Annotated in this window: 6 protein-coding genes; all 6 read right to left on the bottom strand. The window is 30.8% G+C overall.

What is annotated here, in order from left to right; all coding sequences use genetic code 11:
• Window positions 1-258, bottom strand: a 258-nt coding sequence (locus CCZ01_RS09610; RefSeq protein WP_146745248.1) for a hypothetical protein, incomplete at its 3' end; no start/stop codon positions are given.
• A gap of 247 nt (window positions 259-505) precedes the next feature.
• Complete coding sequence (locus tag CCZ01_RS09605) at window positions 506-1,360, bottom strand: hypothetical protein (RefSeq protein WP_112052994.1); 855 nt, start codon at window positions 1,358-1,360, stop codon at window positions 506-508.
• An 18-nt stretch (window positions 1,361-1,378) separates the two neighbouring features.
• On the bottom strand, window positions 1,379-1,681 hold the full coding sequence (locus CCZ01_RS09600; RefSeq protein ID WP_112052993.1) for a hypothetical protein: 303 nt from the start codon (window positions 1,679-1,681) through the stop codon (window positions 1,379-1,381).
• Window positions 1,682-1,692: 11 nt separating this feature from the next.
• Window positions 1,693-2,433, bottom strand: coding sequence for a hypothetical protein (locus CCZ01_RS09595; protein WP_112052992.1), 741 nt, complete (start codon window positions 2,431-2,433; stop codon window positions 1,693-1,695).
• The gene (locus tag CCZ01_RS09590; RefSeq protein ID WP_112052991.1) at window positions 2,430-2,828 is read right to left on the bottom strand and encodes a hypothetical protein; all 399 of its coding nucleotides are present in this window, start codon (window positions 2,826-2,828) and stop codon (window positions 2,430-2,432) included. Before CCZ01_RS09590 ends, CCZ01_RS09595 begins: the two co-directional genes overlap by 4 nt.
• A complete protein-coding gene (locus tag CCZ01_RS10500) occupies window positions 2,810-4,801 on the bottom strand; it encodes an N-acetylmuramoyl-L-alanine amidase (protein ID WP_181566389.1) in 1,992 nt (663 codons plus the stop codon). The genes CCZ01_RS09590 and CCZ01_RS10500 overlap by 19 nt, the downstream gene beginning before the upstream one ends.
• Window positions 4,802-4,938 lie beyond the last annotated feature (137 nt).

Below are 4,938 nucleotides of genomic sequence, written 5' to 3'. Positions count from 1 at the left end.
TATGTCAAAAAGAAAGCATTGCCCCTTCTCATCATATTCTTCATCATCTGGCACTTTACAAGCTTGAATATATCGAAATGAAGTATCGATACCTCTAAGATACATATCACCAAATTCGCCTGTAAATATATATCGCTTCAATGTATTAGCATCTCTATCAAAACGAAATATATTGATATCCCCTGCAAGATAGAATGAAGAGCCTTTGCAAGAGATGGTGTCATAGTTTGTTGCAACTTTTGCACACTGACAATACAATCTTATCTTTTATGATGCATTTCTCCAATCCCATAAATAAAATCCTCTCTCTGGTGGTGATAGAAAATAATTTTCCCTAGCCATATTTTGCAATATAGTTGTATTTGTGTGATTTGTAAGGGCAATAGGGCTTTTTAAATCAATGAAATTTATAGGGAGATTTTTTAGAGAATCTGCATAAAGATTACATACAAGAAGTAATAATAAAAATTGCCTTATTCACTTTCTCCTAATTAAGATACCAAGACTATTTGTCGTAACTCTCAAGTTTGTTGATAGTCTTTCTATAAACAATATTATTATTCTGGATTTCGTGTGTTATTTCAACCATTTCTTTAACATTCAAATCTATAGATTCAACTATATTATAATCAGAAAAATTATCAATATTCACTATCTCTAAAATATCTCCTAATAATAAAAATTGTCGTGTATATTTACCATTCTCAATCTCGTTGATATTTAAAAGAATAAAACTTTGAATTCCACCAACACTTATGTCCTTTACTTTATCAAATTTGTATCGATACACCATCTTTTGACTTGCAAAATCATAAATATCAACTTGAAACTTCCCAAATAATGTTTTATTGCCTATCAATAACCATTTATTGTTAGCCGATACACCAATGCTATTACATTGCTTATCTTTAAATAAATTACTAGATTCTAATGTATCACTTAGTAAAATCTCCATCTTATTTTCTTTGCATAAAAAGATATATTTTTTGTTGTTAGGTATTAAAAAATATGTATTATTATATTTTCTAGTTTGTTGGCAATTATTTATATCATCTATATAAGTAATACTGCTATCATCTGCAAATAATGAGCCTCTTACAAATACACTAATCACTCTATATTTGTCATTAATAAAAATCCCCTCATCTACTTTGATATTCTCGCAAGATGTATGATTTTTATTAGAATAAAATCTTCTTTTAGTTTTAGAATATTCTTCCCAACTCATTAAAGAAGTTTTTAAAGTTTTCTCAATATAAAAATCTCTTATAGGAATCTCTGTATAATTATGGCACGCTACAAGGAATAGCATACAATAAATCATAAAAATAATTTTAGTTATGTGATATAAGATTTTCATTCACTTTCTCCTAGCTTATCAAATTCTTGTTTTTTTTATTTCTTGTAATTCAAAAACGGCTTCCATTGGTTTTAGAGAAACAAAAGGAACCCAAGTCTGTCGATAGTAAGTAACTAATATATAAATACTCCCTTTGTCTTTTTTGATAACACTGAAATCAGTATTCTTCGATTCATCACCTAAATCAACGATAATTCTTCTTTCTTCATCAAGCAATATTATTTCATATTCTCCTAAGTTGTAAGGTATGGGTAGAAACACCATAGCCCCGAATTGATACTTAAGGTATTCTCTCAAAGTTGGTGGTGGATTATTAAGCACAACTTATCCTATTATTTGATATTAGATTCTATGTCAAAAAGAAAGCATTGCCCCTTCTCATCATATTCTTCATCATCTGGCACTTTACAAGCTTGAATATATCGAAATGAAGTATCGATACCTCTAAGATACATATCACCAAATTCACCTGTAAATGCGTATCGCTTCAATATATTAGCACTTCTATCAAAACGAAATATATTGATATGTTTTATAAAATTGTATCTACTTTCACCTTCTGTGTAAAATACTACTCCTACTTTTTTATCATCACCAACTCCTAATGGAATCTTGTGCCAATTCTTTGGCATATCTATCTCTAGTATTTTTTTATCTTTTGCATACACATATAAATGTGCTTTTGAACCAAAAATTAGTGTATTGTCATCTTGTATATAACTAAAAGAGCAAGGTGCTATATCTTGCGCAATCTCTAAGGTGTGGTCTAATGTAAGATATGTGAGATAAAATAAAGAGCCTTTGCAAGAAGTAGTCTTATATTGTGTTGCGACTTTTGCACACTCACAATATAAGCTTACCTCTTGTGATGTATCTCTCCAATCCCACAAATAGAATCTTCTCTCTGGTGGTGATAGAAAGTAATTTTCCCTAGCTATATTTTGCAATATGGTTGTATCTGTTTTATTTGTAAGGGCAATAGGGCTTTTTAAATCAATAAAATTTATAGGGAGATTTTCTAGAGAATCTGCATAAAGATTACATACAAGAAGTAATAATAAAAATTGCCTCATTCACTTTCTCCTAATTCGTAAGGTATGGGTAGAAACACCATAGCCCCGAATTGATACTCAAGGTATTCTCTCAAAGTTGGTGGTCGTGAATTCTTTTCATCTATCTTTATTGTAGTAAGATTTTGATTAATTTCTCCCCAACTCACAACTTGTTGTGTAATGCTAGCAGTGTCAGATGTATTAGAATCTATATCTTTGCTACTATCTTGAGGTGAAGTATTCCACACTATCCAATGATTTTTTCCTTTGATTTGTGTTGTATCTCCATTATATAATACTCCACTATTAATTAGAGAAATAATATGAGATTGAGGATATTTTTGCTTATATTCTACAAGTTGAAGCAATTTATTTTTATTGATATGTAGCCCATAAGTTATATTAGAAAATAACAATTCTGATTAACCTGCTTTAATCTCTCTATAAACCTCTCTTCTTCCTTTTTATATGCCTTATCATTATAAAAACATCTCATTCCACTTATTTGCTCGCTAGATTCACTATCTATATGCAATGATAGAAATAAGATTCTTTTACTCTGTGTATTGTGTTTAATCGTATTAGCGATTTGTGTTCTTTGTTCTAGGCTCATATTGATTTTAGCATTTTCTTGTAATTGCACGAGATAGACATTAGCAGTAATCATTCTTTTTAGTCCTTGTATAATATCAAAGATTATATCTATGCGTTTATACTCTCTTTCGTATTGCAATGGGATTGCTCCACTATTGCCAGCATCGATTATTAATATGGGCTTTGTTATAAACGATACTTTAAAGTAAGGTGTTTTTTCTTGTTTATCAAAGTAAGCAAAGAATACGACTATTTTATCTCTCCATTCTTTTTTTATTTTGTATTTGCCTATTTGGGAATAACCCAAATTATTTAATCCTGATACTGCTCTATTCTCAATAGTGATATTGCTTATATGTTTATCTATATTGTCATCAGTTATATCAAATACCATATAAGCACATCTCATATAATGTCTCAACCTCGTATCTTTGAGATTATGTGTAGGGATTAGCTCTAGAGTATCGTTGTGTATATTGACTTTGAGATTGGATACTTCGTAGTCGAACTCTAATTTACCTTGAATAGTATTAAAGCTAAAATACCTTACCTCAATTAAAGCCTTCTTTGCTTCTTTGTATTTTTTTTGAACATTAAACATTGGAGCATATTGCAAAACACTTAATTCAAAGTTATTCTCATCAAAATTTTCTCTATCTACTACAAAGCTTACTTTATCGATAGTATTTTCTTTACCCACATAGACATTATGCACTATGAGCTTTCCTCTCTCATCACTTTGTCCTTTTGCCACTACTCGCTTAAATCTATGATTATAAAGATATATTGTTGTATTTTTTAAGAGATTCCCACTTGCACCATCATAGCATTTCTCTATCTCTATGGTGAGAGGGATAGCATTGGCTATGGGAGTGATTTTAGGTTCTTTAGATTGTGCCTTATCTTTTTCTTTAGAGTTTCTCTCTTTAGAATCCTTACTTGTATCTAACTCTTTTTGTTGCAAAGTATCATAAAACTCTTTATCTCTATCAAGATAGTTAGGAAAACTTTGCATTAAAAGGATTGTTTTAAAGTAGCTACTCTTAAGATTACTTGCTTCTTTGCAGAGTATTTCAGATTCTATATCATCTAAGATTCTAAGTTCTATGTATTTGTTACGCACAAGATAATCATTGATTCTATTAATCTTGAGATTATAGGCTTTTTCTAGGCGTTCTATCTCTGCGTTATGGGCTTTATCCTTTTCTAGTTGTTCGTCTTCGTCTGCAAATATTGCATCATTAATCATTCCAGCTATTAATGCTCCTGCGACAGCTCCTATGATAGTCCCAGCGATAGGAAATGATGAGCCTATTGCCGCTCCAGCTGCTGCCCCTGTGCCTATACGAGTGAGGAGGGATACACCTGTTTTTACAGCGATATTTGAAGCCACCCTTGAACTAGCAAGTCTAGTAGCACTGCTTGAGGCGAAGTTGCTTACTTTTGTGAGATTTTTACTATCAATAGCTTGTTCGGCAATTTTACCAATTATAACACCAGAGCTTGTTTCAAAAGTTATTCTTTTAGCTGATTTTCCTTCTATATTCCCCTGTATGACACTTAATATACCAGCATTCATTTTAATAAGCATTTTTGCTGTTCGTCTGCCTAATATATCAACACCTTCTTTTTTAAGATATTTATTTAAACTATAAGTAGCATAAGCCTCACTTATCGCAATTCCATAAGTTGCTACCTCACCATAAAATCCTAAATCTCTACGATTGATAGGAATCTTCTCAATTTTATTACAATGGCATTCTAAGCCTTTATAAATCACTTTATCATCAGCCATTTTTTACCTCTTTTCTTAAAGAATCTATTTCATTAAGGTATGTGAGCTTTTCTATATTTTTTAAGGGTTTTCTAGCCTTGATATATTCTTCATCATCTAAACTAAGCATATATTCTATCAAATGTGGTTTCATAAGT

The organism is Helicobacter monodelphidis (assembly GCF_003288845.1).
Lineage (GTDB): Bacteria > Campylobacterota > Campylobacteria > Campylobacterales > Helicobacteraceae > NHYN01.
This window is presented reverse-complemented; position numbering and strand designations above follow the sequence as displayed.